Genomic DNA, 17340 nt, shown 5'->3' on the forward strand with positions numbered 1-17340 from the left:
CCCAAAAAAAAATCACCACCGAGGCTCAGAGGACCCCGAGGCGCCAGGCGATGCGAAATATAGGCGGAAACCGCAAAGGAAGAAGAAATGCAAAGAGATTCCAGTCCTCTTTGCGTCTCTTTCCATCCTTCGCGGTTAGATTGAATTCTTCATTAGTCCACCAAGGAAACGTTGATGTCAATGGATCCACACTCAAAAACTTCGCAATCTTCGGATCATATATCCTAAACCCATAATCCTGCGTACCAGTCTCCGAATCATTTTCCTTTCCATTGAAGCCATACCTATAAACAGTAGTATCCTGATACCCTCTCCCCTCCATCGCCAATCCAAATGGATAGTAATCTGTAAGTGCCCTCACCTGCGCCCAGGTACTGTCCGAATCCATACGAATGTTGTCAGTCACCACTGCAAGAACATTCCCCAAGTGGTTTGAAAGCTCATATCTCTTCCCTCCTAAAGTGCGGTACCCCTGATGTGAACTTGCCACCTGAATCCCCAATCTCGAGCTTCCATAAATAGATTGTTCAGCCAATGAATCCGCTTCATAAATACCCATCGGATTTCCGGAGGCATCCCTGACATATCCTTGAACAGACTCCCAACCTTTTTCTCTACCCTCTGCCCTGCGGCGTCATATCGGATCTCCAGTTTGGTACCGTCTGTCTTGTTCACGGATCTAATTTTCCCATACGGCGTCCATTCTATTCCTGTGATTCCTTTAGAAGCATCAGAAACTAGATTACCTACATCATCATACTGATAATTATTCCCTGCACCCCCGTCTACATTCCTCAGCTTATTGCTGTTCTCATAGTAACTGTACTCAAAATCATCCTGCACACTAACCTGCTCATTCCTCCTTTGTAAAGTTATTCCCACCCTACAACCTGGCCCCGAGCTAGATTGCTCCACCGGAGCAATCCTTAACGCTCGGTCCTCATTTCCGTCATAACTATAATCAACATCATAAGCTTTGGGAGTTGAATTTCTGGACGCAAAGCCATTCGCACCATACTCCCTTAAACTTCTCGCCTCCACAATCCGGTGCAACTGATCATAGTTGTAAATCATCGCCTGCATAGGATCATTTTCCAGCCCCGGCAGATCCGTATTCATCCAGGCGATGTTTCCGTTATACAGTCCTGATGTACCCCTCTGCTCATCATACCTATTCCACAACTGATCCCTTCCGTCGCTGGTCACTGCATTCGGATTGATCGGCTTAAAATCATCCGCATGGTACCCAAGCGCAAAGGCAAAAGCATCCTTACCTGTTCTCAGCCCATTTATTCCATCTGCTCCAGGATCACCATCACCAGGCATATTCACGCCTTTCAACCATCCCTGCAAGGTGTAGTAGTAATCCATCCCCTGCACGTTATATTCCCCTAGCTCTACTCTAGCTAAAGGACCATGAGGATAATAATGGTACGTCGCTTCCCTGTTCCACAGGTAGGCATCCGTACTCGTATGCACGTACTCTATCCTATTATCCGCGTCATAGCTGTACCGATGAATGAATTGATCATCATACCCGTACTGATACATCACAAAGTTTACATTTCCGCTCACCAGGTCATACACGTACTCCGTACGCTTCGGAGCAAGGCCCGGAATCTGCTGCAGTAAACCCTTCACGTTTCCGTGCTCATCATAGCTGTACAAGGTTATCACCGTATCCTGCCGGTCCTTTTCGATCATGGCAGTCCAACTTACACGGCTCCTTAAGTTCTCCTGCAGGAAGGTGCTGTCTGCATGGGTATGGGGCTTGTCGTACACGGTCTTGGTAATGTCATAAGCCGTATATTCATTCAGGTCCGGCCAATTCAGGGTGTTGATTTTCGCCTTTAGGCTGTCGATGGGCTCCGTGCTCAGCAGCTCACCCACCTCGGTCACCCGTCCCTTGGCATCGTAGCGGGTATAGCTGTAGGCATTGTTGCCCGCCTGCTTCGCATCCTGCGACAAACGCAGCTGCCCAGCCCTGTTGTACCAGAACCTCGACTCTCCCGCATCGGGGGTCTGTTGCCAGATCAGCTGGTTCTGGGAATTGTATCAGTACTGGGTGGCGAGTTCGTGGGCGGGGAGTAGCTTTTCTCCTTTGCTAACCTGCTCCACTTTCTGCATGCCCTTGTCCTCGCCCAATCCAGACAAGTCAGTCAACTTGGCATAGCTGATTTAAATAAAAGCTAAACTTAGCCTTCCATTATATTTAAAACAAAATTTCTCTGGCGGTTTTTATCGTTAATAATTTTTTCTATAAATCCAGCCCATTTAAAATCATCCTCATCAATATATTCAAATGGTGAAAAATTTATCAAAGGATATTCACAGCGATACGTAAATTTTACAATAATTTCATTTTCTATAAGTAAAAATTCTTCTTCCGAGTCACTTATCTTATTTAGAAACACTTTACTTGATTCCTTTATTAAAATTTTTTCTTCCCCATATATAAAATAAAGTTTATTTTCACTAACAAAAATTGCAGAAAAAACCCCATTAACAACCTTATACCAGCCAGATATTTTGACAACATCATTATTTTCTATTTCCTCTTTAGTATAATAATTTATATAACTTGCAGCAATATCAAAATTCCTTAGTAACATATCATCTAAAATTAATTATTATAATCCTAAGTCTTTCCCCCCAGGTCTTGTAGCACTATCAATTATATCATCCCATGACTTACCTTGTTGCCTTAAATAATCTATAGACGGCCCAAGTTTGTCTCCATATTTTTTTTGATTTCTTTGGTATATTTGCTGCAATAAATCTTCGGGGGTTAGTGACTTATATCTCACCCCAATATCTCTCCTTAAACTATGAAGTGTTTTTGCAATTTGTTCTGAAGAGTTACCTGCGGCTTTCAAATTATGTGCTTGTGATTTCAATCCTTCAACTTCGGAAACATATGCTGCCCTTAGAGGAGAAATCTTTTTAGCTGCACCACCACCTATAGATCTAGGAACAGTTGATTTTATTAGTCCCCCTCCTAAACCAGATTCAACTCCTCCCATAGCCAATCCCATCACGGCCGTATATCCTTCCAAAACGTCTGAACCAGCTTGAATCATTTCAGCCCCTGTTTGTAGCTGAGTTATTGTATGATTTATCTTACCAATATCTTCAGGAAAGTGTTGATGGGGTCTAGTTAAATTTTCTTGGTAAACCCTTTCATTTTGGGCATACTTAAATCCGCTTTTTATAAAACGCTCACTTCCACCGACTATTTTGTCTTCCAGCCAATCTGCAGGGTATGTAATAAGACCAAGAGCTGGATTTCCACTTGCCATCCCTTTAGACATATGGGTTCTGAAATCCAACTTCTCAAGCCCATCAAGATCAACATTTGAAACAGGACTGCCTTCTGAAAAAGCATAGGTACTATTCCATGGAAACTCAGGAGCTAGAGGATCCACACTCAAAAACTTTGCTATCTTAGGATCATATATCCTAAACCCATAATCCTGCGTACCAGTCTCCGAATCATTTTCTTTCCCATTGAACCCGTATCTATAAGATAAGGAGTCTTGGTAAGCTCTCCCCTCCATGGTTAACCCAAATGGGTAATAATCAGTCAGGTTAATAACTTCTGCCCACGTGCTATCTGAAGATTGGTGGATGTTGTCCGAAACCACTGCTAATACATTACCAAGGTGATTAGATAGCTCATATCGTTTCCCTCCTAAACTCCTATATCCTTGCTGTAAACTGACCACTTGTATACCCAATCGTGAACTACCATAAATAGACTGTTCAGTCAAAGAATCTACCTCATATATAGCCATAGGATTTCCCGAAGCATCTCTTATATAAGTCTGAATTCGCCAACCTTCTTCTGTATCCTATTACCGGAAGCATCATACCTAAATTCCAGCCTTGTACCATCACTTTTATTTACAGAACGGATCTTTCCGTAAGGAGTCCACTCTATACCAGTAATACCTTCCCAAGCATCAGCTACTAAATTACCTATTTCATCATAGGTATAGTAATTTCTTGAGCCCTCAATTGTCAGTAATTTCTACTTTGTTGCTTTTACCTTTCCCAACTTCTTACCACTTTTATCAGTAGCGTAATTTTCTTGTATATCTATACTTATAAATTCGACTTCGTTTTTATATTTTCTGTAATTACCATCAAAATAAGTATACAAGCTATCAAATAAAGGCTTATTATCACTATAAAGTTCAATAAGACCATTAGAAGATTTCTTTACAACCTGGGTATTGTCATCAATAGCAATAAGCACATTTTCACCATTAACAAAAATAACATCAACATAAGTACTATTTAAAATGGAAAAGTAAATAAAATTGTCGGATGGAATTTCTTTACCCTCATACTTTCCCAGTATTATATACTTCTCTCCATTACCCCTTTTCCAAACAGTAACACATTTATCATACGAAAGGCAATAAACATATTTAATCCCATCAGACATAAAGATATTTATAATAAAATAAACAGCTAACACAAATATTATTATTATCAATATTATTATTTTCTTATTTATAATTTTAAACTTTTCGGCATCAAGTATTTTCTTGAACAGAAAAACACTTAAAATTAATACCACAACAATACCTAATATGATTATTATTAACATCTTTTATTTATTTTACCATTTTGGTCCTGCGGGCCACGGATTTGTGGCTTTTCTCCATTCCCTATCAAATTGTTGTTGTTTATGAATAGAATAACCCAAGTTATGTCCTTCTTCTTCAGCTCTGTGAGTTGGCTGCCCTTCCCTGACCCTGTTAAATGGATAAAACATAATAGTACTCCATGTCCCCTTTTCTTGTTTGGTTTGTAAAGCATCAAAGGCAAATCGAGATGCCCCCCAGCCCATACCATGAATGCCTGCCACATAACCTGCAGAATAATTCCCAATATCCCTCGCTGACGCTATTTTTCCCTGAAATGACATCCCTCTATACACGTATTGATCTCTTGCTTCTCCTGTTAATCCTTTAGGAATATTTCTTGTTTTAAAATCAAGAGGTTCTCCTCCTTTGGCATTGCTCATATAACTAAACAGTCCAATATTCTTGATTTCATTATTGAAGAAATTTTGCCCTGACTCGTCATTGAGATTGATATTTGCACCAACTATAGCATTGCCTTTCTCATCGTGAAAAGAATATTCAGTAAGCATTTCTCCTAAAACTTCTCGTTTCCCTTGCTTGTCCAACACATAAATATTCTTATCTGAATTAGCCTTCCCTCCAACTACTTTGTAAGTACCATCATCATTCTTTTCAACATCTATATGGTCAACGGCAGCACGGCCATCAGGGTCAATAAATCTGATTGGATTATTATTGAAGACATTGTATGGGGAATGCCAAGGGAATTCGTGTGCCAACGGATCCACACTCAACCATCTCCCCACCTTCGGATCATAAATCCTAGCCCCAAAATCATATGACCTACCATCTCCCTTCCATTCATCATCACGCTCCATCCCATTGAAACCATATCTATAAAAGGTAGTATCCTGATAAGCTCTCCCTTCCATCGCCAATCCAAACGGATAATAATCCGTAAGCGAACTTACCTGCGCCCAAGTACTGTCCTGATTAAGATGAATATTATCGGTAACAACCGCCAGCACATTCCCCAGATGGTTAGAGAGTTCATATCTCTTTCCACCCAAAGACCGATAACCTTGTTGTGAACCTACCACTTGGATTCCCAATCTTGAACTCCCATATATCGACTGCTCGGATAATGAGTCTGCTTCATATATGGCCATCGGGATTCCAGAGGCATCACGGATATATCTTTGAACCGACTCCCCAACCTTTTTCTCAATTCGCTGTCCAGCCGCATCATATCTAAATTCCAGTTTCGTCCCGTCTGATTTATTAACAGCTCTTATTTTTCCATAAGGAGTCCATTCTATACCTGTAATCCCTTCCGATGAATCAGAAATTAGATTACCAACTTCATCATAAGTATAATTATTCCCCGATCCTCCATCTACATTTCTAAGCTTATTGGTATTCTCATAATAACTGTACTCGAAGGCATCCTGGACACTAGCCTGATCATTCCTCCTATGTAAAGTTTTCCCACCCTGCAACCTGGCCCCGAGCTAGATTGCTCCACCGGAGCAATTCTTAACGCTCGGTCCTCATTAGCGTCATATGAATAGTCCACATCATATCCCTTCGGAGCTGAAGATCTGGGTGAATATCCATTCGCACCATACTCCCTTAGACTCCTAGCTTCCACAATTCGATGTAACTGGTCGTAGTTATATATCATCGCCTGCATGGGATTCTGGTCCAGTCCCGGGAGGTCGGTATTCATCCATGCGATATTTCCATTATATGGACTTATAATGTACTTTTCTTACTTATACCACGTGCTACAGAATAGAGTAAGCCAGCAACACACAATGTCCAAAAGAGAGCATTAATAAATACTAAAAAGGTATTGACTTCACCTGCTTTACCTACAGTAAAAGGGGCATTTCTTAAAAATGCAATTACAACTATATACCATTCGGGTTCTCCTCCAAAGCTAAATGCAAACAATGGAGTAAAATAGAATAAAGTAAATAATAGCACCCAAATAATAATTGATGCTAGAACGATAACCGTTATTTTCCCTCTCATCATTTCACGCCCTCCTTTTTGAGTTTATCGCCTAACTCACCTATTTTCTTATCGGCTGCTGCTCCTGGTCTTGCTAAATCAAAGTGAGGGGCAGCATCGCCCATACCGCCAACCATTTTAGGGGCACTCTGCTCGATACCGTCTTTAAAATCCTGTGATGTTTGTGGGTTACTCAATTTATCTCCTTGAATATCTTCCCTAATTACTTTGCCTATGTTTTTATTAGTCGTTAAGGCATTGTACAACTCCGACTTATCAGAGATAGGACTACCAATTAAAACAAGGTTGTCAACCTTAATTCCTTTATCTGCCAATCTTAACGCAACGTTTGCCTGTAAAACGCTTCCATAGCTATACCCTGCAAGATTTAACTGTTCTCCCTCCTTCAATGGATTTGCTGCAAGGTCTGCCATTATATCATTTACGGCTTTTGCTATTTGCTTGTGGTCTCTGCGTTTTAACTGTACCTCAAGCCCCTTATCGGTTTTAACTAGATGTTGTCCTACGTGAGAGAAGTTTTTATAAGAAGCCGTAAACGCCATATCGTTTACTTTCCCACCAGATGCATTAATCCGTGTAAAACCTTCTATGCCTTTTGAAGTAAAAATATTTTTGAACCTGGTAATATAGTTCCACCCATCTGCATCATTTCCTGCACCTCCAACAAAATATAGCCTCTTACCGTCTGGGTCAATAAATACTAATGGGTTATTTCCAAAACCTGCATAAGGAGAGATTGAAGGATATTCTTTAAACGCTGGGTCTGTCCGCCATCTTCTTCCAGTTCTTGGGTCGTAACCATAGTCATTGAAACTTATGTGATTTCCAGAGCCTTTTATTTCGTCATCCTTTTCGTGTCCGTTAAACCCATATCTATATGATAAGGAATCCTGATAACCTCTTCCTTCCATAGCTAACCCGAATGGGTAATAATCAGTCAGGTTAATAACTTCAGCCCACGTGCTATCTGAAGATTGGTGGATGTTGTCAGAAACCACTGTTAATACATTACCAAGGTGATTAGATAGCTCATACCGCTTCCCTCCGAGACTTCTATATCCCTGTGGTGAGGAAGCTATCTGTATGCCCAGTCTCGAACTTCCGTAAATCGACTGCTCAGTCAAAGAGTCGGACTCATATATTGCCATCCCTCCCCTGCAGCCTGGCCCCGAGCTAAAATCTTTATCAAAGATTTTTTAACGCTCGGTCCTCACTCGCATCCCTTACATATCTCTGAACCGATTCCCCAACCTTCTTTTCAATACGCTGACCCGCTGCATCATACCGGAACTCAAGCTTCGTCCCATCAGACTTATTCACCGACCTAATTTTTCCATATGGAGTCCATTCAATACCAGTAATACCTTCAGAAGCATCAGAAATTAGATTACCTATTTCATCATATTGATAGTTGTTCCCAGTAGAAGGATCTACATTTCGGAGTTTATTAGTATTTTCATAATAACTTAATCTGTACAGGGTCTTTCTTGTCATAAACGTTTGCATGAGTAACTCGTCCTGAAACTTTTTCAGGATATTGATAATCATCACGAACCCTTTGGTGACTTTTGTTCAGCCGCCAACCACACTTTTGACTTATCATTAACATACAAAGATTTGTTACTCATAGATTAATTCTGCTCTATCCAATAAGTTTAAAGACTGCAATATAGATCTAATTTTTTGCTCATTTTCTTCGCTGGGTATAATATCTAATGATAAATCCATATAATCACCACTCATACCCTGATCCCATACTTCACCAATCTCTCTTTCTTCAATTGATTCTGCTAAAGTCCGGCGTATTTTTAAGTAAACAGTTGAATAAGGTTCCTCCAATTTAATTTAAATTAACAGTGTTTTTAGCTTATCTCCCTTCAACAACTTTAATGCTATTAAGAGTTTCTTTATACAGAAGGGAATTAAAATCCTCTTCCCAATCAACAACGTTATGATATGCCTTTAAAGCTAATTCATATTCAACTGGTGCCGTTACAGTTTTATATTCAATATATTTATCCTCTTCTTGTTTAGCTTTTCTAACAAAATCACCTTTATAATTAATAATATTAACATCTGGAGAAGTCCCTAATTTGAAATAAGGCAACGGGATGGAAGCCACATTATCGGCATAATTCCCAATAATTACCCAATGTTTATGATAAAGCTTTGCATCAAGTGTATAGCCCAAGAACAAAACCTCACTTTTTACAATTTCTTCCAGTGATGGTATTTTATTTTTATCATAAGAATTTTTAAAAACTATGATTATAAAATTATTCTTATTAGGTATATTAACAATTTGACCTAAACCAATTCTGGCATCATCAATAGGTATCGTAAATATATCTCCTGTTTTAAGTTTCATATATTTCTTTATTCTTTCTTTATAACGTTTTTCTTATTTGAAGTTCCCCCATTAGGGTTAGACTTATTTGTTGGACCACCCCTAGTGTCAAGGGCTTTTTGTTCCTTTTGATTTAAATCAGCTCCCGGCTTGCCTTTATCAATTTCTTTAAATTTAAAGCGTGAATCAGGGTTTGCCCTTGCATGTTCTTTTTGTCTGGCTGCAAACCTTGAATCGTTCTTAGCTTGCCCTACATAAGGTTTCAATTTACCAGTTTTATCTATTCTTTCATAAATAATTCCTAATTCTTCTTCAGGAAGGAGTTTAGCTAATTTTTGTTGTGCATTTTTACTTGACAACAATTCTCCCACTTGGTCAGCACTCAATTGAGAAACAAACCCTATAAAAAAGTCTGCTGCCGCACTTTCCATTGAATAGTCTTTATTATTCAAGGTAGCTTTTCCAGCATTTATTAAAACATCACCCGTTGCAGCAGCTGCAGCTTTACCAAATTTACCTCCTGGAACACTCCAAGGAAGTGCTCCTTGTGCTGCCGAAATACTCACGTCAACCCAGTCAACTTTCTCAAAAGCCAGACCAATGGTTTGTACATCATCATCAAGCAAGTAGTTCATCCCCACTTGCAAAAGCATATCCGTAGCACCTGCGGCACCTGCCTTAATTAAAAATGGAATGATTGGTAATTTCCCATCAGGGTCTATTAATAGAACAGGATTATTGTAGGCATATGAATATGGAGACGTTCCTGGCATTTCATTGGTCATCGGGTCAACATTCCAGCGCTTTCCTAATCTTGGATCATACCCATAATCCCCAAAACTTAAATGATTTGCATGGCCTTTAATCTCATCGTCCTTCTCATGTCCACCAAACCCATATCTATAAACCCTCGTATCCTGAAAACTCCTACCTTTCATCGCCAATCCAAACGGATAGTAATCTGTAAGTGAACTCACCTGCGCCCAGGTACTGTCCTGATCCATATGGATATTATCGGTCACCACAGCCAGCACATTCCCCAGATGATTGGAGAGCTCATACCGCTTTCCTCCTAACGTGCGGTACCCTTGTTGCGAACCTGCCACTTGGATACCCAATCTAGAACTTCCATAGATAGATTGCTCAGCTAAGGAGTCGGACTCATATATTGCCATAGGATTGCCCGACGCATCTTTTACATACCTTTGTATGGATTCCCCTACCTTTTTCTCTATCCGCTGCCCTGCTGCGTCATACCTAAACTCCAACTTTGTACCATCACTTTTATTTACAGAACGGATCTTCCCATAAGGCGTCCACTCTATACCAGTAATACCTTCTGAGACATCAGCTACTAAATTTCCTACCTCATCATATTGATAGTTGCTCCCAGTTGAAGGATCTATATTTCGGAGTTTATTAGTATTTTCATAATAACTATACTCAAAATCATCCTGTACACTACCTTGTTCATTCCTTCTATTCAATGTAAGCAAATTACCGTTTCCGTCATAACTATAATCCACATCATATGCTTTAGGAGTAACAGTCCTAGTTGCATATCCGTTACTTGAATACTCCCTAAGGCTTCTGGCTTCTACAATCCTGTGTAACTGATCGTAGTTATAAATCATCGCCTGCATAGGATCCTGCTCCAGTCCAGGCAAATCGGTATTCATCCAAGCAATGTTTCCATTATACAGCCCTGATGTATTTCTTTGCTCATCATACCTATTCCACAACTGATCCCTTCCGTCGCTGGTCACCGCATTTGGATTAATGGGCTTAAAATCATCTGCGTGGTACCCAAGCGTAAATGCAAAGGCATCCTTACCTGTTCTCAATCCGTTCATTCCATCTGCTCCAGGATCACCATCACCGGGCATATTCACACCTTTGAGCCAACCCTGCAAAGTATAGTAGTAATCCATCCCCTGTACGTTGTATTCACCAAGCTCAACCCTGGCCAGCGGCCCATGGGGATAGTAGTGATACGTGGCTTCCCGGTTCCACAGGTACCCGTCCGTACTGGTATGAACGTCCTCGATACGGTTATCCGCATCATAGCTGTATCTATGGATAAACTGGTCCTCATACCCGTACTGGTACATCACAAAATTAACATTCCCGCTGACCAAATCATACACGTACTCCGTACGCTTTGGTGCCAGCCCCGGAATTTGCTGTAATAAACCCTTTCCTCCCCTGCAACCTGGCCCCTCGCTAAATTGCTCCACTGGAGCAATTTTTAACGCTCGGTCCTCATGTTCGTCGTAACTGTACAAGGTAATCACCGTATCCTGCCTGTCCTTCTCGATCATGGCGGTCCAGCTCACCCTGATCCGCAGGTTTTCCTTCAGTCGGCTTGGGTATGGGATTTGTCATTAGTGGTAAATTCACCTTGTCCTGAAAATTATTTTTTTTTTCCTCCAGGTTTTCATTAGGTTCGGTTGTTAAAAGTTAGATTTCATTCAATTACTTCTCCAACAGTCTTGTCTATTTTTAATCCTTCTCTGAGCAATTTGTAAAAAAACCCTGCAACCTGAAACTATAATCATAATTATATATCCAGTATGAAAACCTATCATCATTTAAGCTAGGAATAATTAATTCTCCATTTTCATGAGTTTTTACTAAATATTTTTCATATTTAACTGTCCTATGGATACCCCTACTCGAAAAAAATTTAGTAGATGGCCTATTGATAAAAAATAAAAACCCATCTAATTCAACAACTCCTTTAACCTATTTATTTAACACGATATCTTTTCTATTTATAGTTTCAATTTTTAAATAAAAATCTCCATATTCATCAAAAAAATCCAAATAAGCAATTAAATCTGAAGAAAAATAATCGCAGCCTTTTTCATGGTCGATTACACCATAAAGAACAGATTTTAACATATCATCATGTAGAAAATATTCTTTTATTTTGATTTTTTGCTTTGCATTTTTAAACCCAGAGCATGAAAACATAATTAACCCAATCAACACTGCTATTTTATTTATTTGGAGTAAATTCATGATACAAATGTTTATGATAGATAAAATGTCGTGAATTTGGAAATTTATTTATTATTTTTTCAGCTAAATCTACATCAGACAATGATGGTAGAGGTCTATAGGGATGACTGTGGGTGTGCTCCCTTAAATGGAATCCTTTATAAAATAGATAACCACCCCCTACCTCTCGATCTTTAAGGCGTGATGTACTTAAAAAATTATTTCCTGAAGAACCTTTATTTAATCCTACACGCGTTAAAGACCATTCCACATCAGAATGATTTGAAACAAATTCAAATAGGTTTTTAGAAGTTAAATCACCCGTTATGTTATAAAGGTCAAATGTATACTTTTCATTATCTACTCCCATCACAGTTTTAGTTTCTTTATTATTCAAAATTCCTTTTTCAAGAATCGTTAGTTGTAAATCATTTGGTGATCCGTCTTGATTTGAGGCATATAGCACATCAAAATCATCATTGGTTTCCCTAATTAACTTAATTTCGCCATTTTTTTGTAATTGATAATCATCAGGAGCTAACCCCCTTAGATCTGTAAATCTCATCGGATTATTAAAGCCAAAGTTATAAGAAGACCATTCCGGCATCTTACTCATTAACGGATCCACACTCATCCACCTCCCTATCCTCGGGTCATATTGCCTCCATTCGGTTGTATAATGCCTTCCCGCACCTTTCCAAGCATTGTCCAGCTCCATACCATTAAAGCCATACCTATAGAAGGTGGTATCCTGAAAACTCCTGCCTTCCATGGCTAAACCAAATGGATAGTAATCGCTGATGGAAACAGACGAGGCCCAGGTGCTATCTGCAGACATATTAATATTGTCTGAAACGACGGCAAGTACATTTCCCAGATGGTTAGAAAGCTCATACATCTTTCCGCCCAAAGTCCTATACCCAGGCTCTGAAGAGGCTATTTTTGACCCCAATCTTCCATCGGAAGTAATCGTCTGCTCTATAAGCGTATCGTTTTTATATATGCCAAGGATATTCCCCATACCGTCCAGGACATAAGTTTCTTCATCTGATCCGATCTTTTTCTTTATCCTGTTACCTGAAGCATCATATCGGTATTCAATGGAAGAACCGTCAGACTTATTTACAGAACTTACTTTCCCGAATGAATTCCAGGTTATTGATAAAATTCATTCTTCGGCATCGGCCATAAGGTTACCTACCTGATCATATTTTTAGTTATTACCTACCTTGGTATTTTCTGGTTGATTTGAATTCATTGCATATCCCCCAGGAACAATTCCTCTCCATTGTATATGATTCGAATTTCATCGGGCCCCTTTCAGGTTTATTTAATCTTTAACAATCTTGCGTTTCCGAATGAAGTAAACAATATTTAAGGGCACTATACCAATTAAACTAGCAGAAAGAATATAGAGAATAAAAAATGCTTCCCATCCTATCAAATAATATTCCGATTTGTCACCAATTATTTTTAAGATCAACCCATAAAAAAGCAGAACTATAAAAGAACTATTTAAAAATAGAATAACTTTTTTAAGTGTTAACCCTTCTACAAGATCACAACCGTTCATTATAATTAAAAGTATGACAATTGGTATTACTTTTGCCAAAACAGTAAATTGACTTACATTAAACATGATAACATAAACCGTAGCTAATATAATCAAAAGGCTTATAATTAACGATAGTCCATACTTTATATTATAAAAAATAATTCTAATCATCTTTCCTTGTGATAATCTTTGTTTGCTTTTGTTGTACCTACTTGTACTTCTGATCCCTTATAATTATCTTTCCAATCTGGCTCACTATATTCAAAAGTACTAGAATGACCAAACTTTTCAACGACATTTCCTCCTAAATAATCACTAACTGTCCCAAGTACTTGCATCCATGAAGCCTTCTGTTCTTTTCTTGCTTTACCTTCTGCAGATTTATAAATAAACCAATTATTTAACCGTGTTTCGCTTGAAATATCAAAATTTATCTCATCTTCCTTTTGAGTCCCTGTAAAAGTTATTTCTCCTGCTTCAACATGTCCCTTTAAAGTTTGAAATGTAACACTAAACCCGCCATCATTTTGTATTATACTTTTTACTATAACACTAACTTCATTCATTGCTGGGGCAGCAATTTTGATGGCAAGAACATCTCCTTTTGAAATACCCCCTTCATTTTGCTGATATGCAATTTTAAAAGCAGCCCTATCATTATTTAAAAACTGTGTAGGGTCTTTAGAAAAATCCTTATAAAATTCGTCAATTCCTTTACCCATACCTTGAACTGTCAATTGGTAATTCTGCTTCTGTACATCGCCCCAGCCTTCCCTTAAAAATACGGGTTTTTTATTTTCTGGATTAGTCCTTTTATTTAGGTAATATTCAGCTTCTAACCCATCTAAATCAATTGCCACAATCGGCGTATTTGAAGCAAATTGATAGGGCGTTAGCATTGGAAAGGACTTAGTTAACGGATCCACACTCAAAAACTTCGCAATCTTCGGATCATAAATCCTAAATCCATAATCTTGCGTACCCGTTTCTAAGTCATTTTCCTTACCATTAAAACCATATCTATATGATAAGGAATTTTGATAACCTCTTCCTTCCATAGCTAACCCGAATGGGTAATAATCAGTCAGGTTAATAATTTCAGCCCACGTGCTATCTGAAGATTGGTGGATGTTGTCCGAAACCACCGCCAGCACATTTCCAAGATGGTTGGAGAGCTCAAAACGTTTTCCTCCTAAACTCCTATATCCCTGCTGTGAAGAAACGATCTGAATACCCAATCGTGAACTTCCATAAATAGATTGTTCAGTCAAAGAATCTGTCTTATATATCGCCATCCCTCCCATACATCCTGCCCCCGAGCTAAAATTTTTATCAAAAATTTTTTAACCCTTGGTCCTCACTTGCATCCCGAACATATTTTTGCACCGCCCCCTCTACCATCTTATGGGCTTTTTGCTCATCCCGACCTATTCCTTTATCGCTCTCCTACTTTCCAAAAAACCCATTTCAGAAAAGAATAATTTAAGCTTAAAGACAATGTTTTTTAGAAAACATTATAATAATAACCAAAACAATAATCAAACCTGACAACATAAGAGATATATAATACAATAATTGAGAATCAAATAACACTAAAAAACCAATTAAAGTATATAATATAAAAAGAATATAATTTTCAAATTTACTCTTTATCACCAGCTTCTTATCTACTATCCACTTTATAATTAAAGCTATATATGCCGTGGGAACTATCCACACAGGTATAACTATTATAAACAGCCCATCAGTTTTTGAACTACCCCATTCAAAAATGTCAATTCTAAAAGAAATTGTATATACAATAGCACTACTGAACACTAATAACAATAACAACATTATAAACCTTAGTATTTTCATTTTTCATCAGGATTTCTAAGACCTTTATAAACTTCATTAGGTTTTTGACCTTTCTCCTTTAGTTCTTCCAGATTTATATTTTCCATTAAATGTGAACTTATAGGACCTTTTTTATGTGGATTAGTTAATTGAATATTCTTAATCTTAGTATTTACTTTATAATTATATTTATCATTAGATCCTGGGGCAACTTGCCCAGCTACAATGTCGCCTTTTGTATAATAATGTATCAACTCATTAATACCCGAATTATTCTCAGGATTCTCCGCATCACCTCGTTTATTATATGCAGGAGTATTAAAATTAATTATATTGGCTTGAACTCCATATTTATCATAAAGAATTTTCGCCGCTTGAATAGCCACATTACCCCCATGACTATGTCCAATAAGTGTAATCTCTTCATCAGTAATATTATTATCTTTCCTAAATTGAACAATATGCATGACTAAGCTATTGGCAGCTTTTTGTCTCTTTTTCTCGTTATTAAGAATCCAATTTCTATTTGTCGGGCCTTCTTGCTGATTCCAATTAAAGGTATCATCTTGAGTCCTATTATTTGTTAATTTTTCTTTAATAAAATTAGTAAGCTTGGGACTCCACATTTCAGAACTGGCAGTTGTGCCGTGGATAAAATATGCCTCAAGCCCATCCAAATCAATTGCCTGAATAGGAGTATTACTTGCAAATTGAAAAGGAGTTAATTCGGGATATTTACTCGTCAATGGATCTACACTTAAAAATTTCGCAATCTTTGTGTTATAAATCCTAAATCCATAATCCTGCGTACCCGTTTCCAAGTCATTTTCCTTACCATTAAAACCATACCTATAAGATGAAGTATCCTGATAAATCCTTTCTTCCATTGCAAGTCCGAATGGGTAATAGTCAGTTATATTAATTACCTCAGCCCAAGTACTGTCCTGATCCATATGGATATTATCCGTCACTACGGCTAATACATTTCCAAGATGGTTTACAAGTTCATATCTCTTCCTACCCAAAGACCGATAACCTTGCTCTGAACCTGCCACCTGAATACCCAATCGTGAACTTCCATAAATAGATTGTTCAGTCAATGAATCTGTCTCATATATCGCCATCGGATTGCCTGACGCATCCCTCACATACCTCTGCACCGAGTCCCCAACTTTCTTCTCTATTCTCTGACCTGCAGCGTCATATCTAAACTCCAGTTTAGTCCCATCAGATTTGTTAACTGACCTGATTTTACCGTAAGGATTCCATTCTATACCCGTGATGCCTTCAGAGGCATCCGATATTAGATTGCCTATTTCATCATATGTATAATTACTCCCCGTACTTCCATCTATATTCCTCAGCTTATTGCTGTTCTCATAGTAACTGTATTCAAAATCATCCTGAACACTTGCTTGATCATTTCTCCTATTTAAAGTAAGTAAATTACCGTTGGCGTCATAGCTATAGTCTACATCATACGCACTAGGATTAGTGGATCTAGAAGCAAATCCACTACCTGAACTATATTCGGTCAAACTCCTCGCCTCCACGATCCTATGCAACTGGTCATAATGATATACCATCGCCTGCATGGGATCCTGCTCCAAGCCTGGAAGATATGTATTCATCCAAGCGATATTTCCGTTATACAGCCCTGATGTACTTCTTTGCTCATCATACCGATTCCACAACTGATCCCGATGATAAGAGTATCATTAAGGATAATCAAATTATTTAACTTTGGTAACTATTTTAACCCCTTTTATTTCAACAACATCACAAAGAATAGAATGACCAACATCCCACTGATCCAAATGATGTTTGGACAAAGGACTTTTAATCCCAATTTTTTTATACATGTTTTCGTTTAGCACATAATAATCTGATGAACCGTCCGTTAAATGAAAAACCCAATTCTTGTCCATTTCAAAATTAACTTCCTTTATCCTTAATCTCATAATTGA

General features: G+C 38.3%; 17 protein-coding genes. All 17 read right to left on the reverse strand.

Annotation, left to right across the window (positions count from 1 at the left end):
- Positions 1 to 25: 25 nt before the first annotated feature.
- Positions 26 to 490, reverse strand: coding sequence for an RHS repeat domain-containing protein (locus FPL27_RS11105; protein ID WP_185974351.1), 465 nt, complete (start codon positions 488 to 490; stop codon positions 26 to 28).
- Positions 457 to 1968, reverse strand: coding sequence for an RHS repeat domain-containing protein (locus tag FPL27_RS11110; protein WP_143961159.1), 1512 nt, complete (start codon positions 1966 to 1968; stop codon positions 457 to 459). Before FPL27_RS11110 ends, FPL27_RS11105 begins: the two co-directional genes overlap by 34 nt.
- Positions 1969 to 2195: 227 nt before the next feature.
- Positions 2196 to 2612, reverse strand: a complete 417-nt coding sequence (locus FPL27_RS11115) for a hypothetical protein (RefSeq protein ID WP_143961160.1) — start codon at positions 2610 to 2612, stop codon at positions 2196 to 2198.
- A gap of 18 nt (positions 2613 to 2630) precedes the next feature.
- A complete protein-coding gene (locus FPL27_RS11120) occupies positions 2631 to 3794 on the reverse strand; it encodes an RHS repeat domain-containing protein (RefSeq protein WP_143961161.1) in 1164 nt (387 codons plus the stop codon).
- A 236-nt stretch (positions 3795 to 4030) separates the two neighbouring features.
- Positions 4031 to 4615, reverse strand: coding sequence for a hypothetical protein (locus tag FPL27_RS11125; protein ID WP_143961162.1), 585 nt, complete (start codon positions 4613 to 4615; stop codon positions 4031 to 4033).
- Between the two features lie 12 nt (positions 4616 to 4627).
- Complete coding sequence (locus FPL27_RS11130) at positions 4628 to 6094, reverse strand: RHS repeat domain-containing protein (RefSeq protein ID WP_143961163.1); 1467 nt, start codon at positions 6092 to 6094, stop codon at positions 4628 to 4630.
- A gap of 256 nt (positions 6095 to 6350) precedes the next feature.
- Positions 6351 to 6635 carry a hypothetical protein gene (locus FPL27_RS11135; RefSeq protein ID WP_143961164.1) on the reverse strand — a complete coding sequence of 95 codons (285 nt, stop codon included), beginning with the start codon at positions 6633 to 6635 and terminating at the stop codon, positions 6351 to 6353.
- Positions 6632 to 7543 (reverse strand): thioesterase domain-containing protein, encoded by a 912-nt coding sequence (locus FPL27_RS11140; RefSeq protein WP_185974352.1) that lies wholly within the window; start codon positions 7541 to 7543, stop codon positions 6632 to 6634. Before FPL27_RS11140 ends, FPL27_RS11135 begins: the two co-directional genes overlap by 4 nt.
- Positions 7544 to 7817: 274 nt before the next feature.
- On the reverse strand, positions 7818 to 8126 hold the full coding sequence (locus FPL27_RS11145) for a hypothetical protein (RefSeq protein ID WP_143961166.1): 309 nt from the start codon (positions 8124 to 8126) through the stop codon (positions 7818 to 7820).
- Between the two features lie 126 nt (positions 8127 to 8252).
- Positions 8253 to 8471, reverse strand: a complete 219-nt coding sequence (locus FPL27_RS11150; RefSeq protein ID WP_143961167.1) for a hypothetical protein — start codon at positions 8469 to 8471, stop codon at positions 8253 to 8255.
- Positions 8472 to 8499: 28 nt separating this feature from the next.
- Positions 8500 to 9000, reverse strand: a complete 501-nt coding sequence (locus tag FPL27_RS11155; RefSeq protein WP_143961168.1) for an Imm26 family immunity protein — start codon at positions 8998 to 9000, stop codon at positions 8500 to 8502.
- A gap of 8 nt (positions 9001 to 9008) precedes the next feature.
- Positions 9009 to 11315 (reverse strand): RHS repeat domain-containing protein, encoded by a 2307-nt coding sequence (locus FPL27_RS11160; RefSeq protein ID WP_143961169.1) that lies wholly within the window; start codon positions 11313 to 11315, stop codon positions 9009 to 9011.
- 409 nt (positions 11316 to 11724) lie between these two features.
- The gene (locus FPL27_RS11165; protein WP_143961170.1) at positions 11725 to 12003 is read right to left on the reverse strand and encodes a hypothetical protein; all 279 of its coding nucleotides are present in this window, start codon (positions 12001 to 12003) and stop codon (positions 11725 to 11727) included.
- Positions 11981 to 13003, reverse strand: coding sequence for a JAB-like toxin 1 domain-containing protein (locus tag FPL27_RS11170; protein ID WP_143961171.1), 1023 nt, complete (start codon positions 13001 to 13003; stop codon positions 11981 to 11983). The genes FPL27_RS11165 and FPL27_RS11170 overlap by 23 nt, the downstream gene beginning before the upstream one ends.
- Before the next feature lie 701 nt (positions 13004 to 13704).
- Positions 13705 to 14808, reverse strand: a complete 1104-nt coding sequence (locus FPL27_RS11175) for an RHS repeat domain-containing protein (protein ID WP_185974353.1) — start codon at positions 14806 to 14808, stop codon at positions 13705 to 13707.
- 582 nt (positions 14809 to 15390) lie between these two features.
- Positions 15391 to 17004 carry an RHS repeat-associated core domain-containing protein gene (locus tag FPL27_RS11180; RefSeq protein WP_143961173.1) on the reverse strand — a complete coding sequence of 538 codons (1614 nt, stop codon included), beginning with the start codon at positions 17002 to 17004 and terminating at the stop codon, positions 15391 to 15393.
- Positions 17005 to 17106: 102 nt separating this feature from the next.
- A complete protein-coding gene (locus tag FPL27_RS11185; protein ID WP_143961174.1) occupies positions 17107 to 17334 on the reverse strand; it encodes a hypothetical protein in 228 nt (75 codons plus the stop codon).
- Positions 17335 to 17340 lie beyond the last annotated feature (6 nt).

Origin of the sequence: Litoribacter populi (assembly GCF_007483685.1) — a bacterium.
In the GTDB taxonomy this organism is placed as follows: domain Bacteria; phylum Bacteroidota; class Bacteroidia; order Cytophagales; family Cyclobacteriaceae; genus Litoribacter; species Litoribacter populi.